The 336-nt window shown below is 53.0% G+C and carries 1 rRNA gene; it reads left to right on the plus strand.

What is annotated here, in order from left to right:
- Positions 1–336, plus strand: a 16S ribosomal RNA gene (locus BZG25_RS15800); the annotation flags it as partial.

The raw sequence follows: 336 nt of genomic DNA on the forward strand, positions 1-336 counted from the left end.
GTTAAAACTCAAATGAATTGACGGGGGCCCGCACAAGCGGTGGAGCATGTGGTTTAATTCGATGCAACGCGAAGAACCTTACCTACTCTTGACATCCAGAGAACTTTCCAGAGATGGATTGGTGCCTTCGGGAGCTCTGAGACAGGTGCTGCATGGCTGTCGTCAGCTCGTGTTGTGAAATGTTGGGTTAAGTCCCGCAACGAGCGCAACCCTTATCCTTGTTTGCCAGCACGTAAAGGTGGGAACTCCAGGGAGACTGCCGGTGATAAACCGGAGGAAGGTGGGGACGACGTCAAGTCATCATGGCCCTTACGAGTAGGGCTACACACGTGCTAC

It is taken from the genome of Salinivibrio sp. ML198 (genome assembly GCF_001996015.1).
Classification (GTDB): Bacteria; Pseudomonadota; Gammaproteobacteria; order Enterobacterales; family Vibrionaceae; genus Salinivibrio; species Salinivibrio siamensis.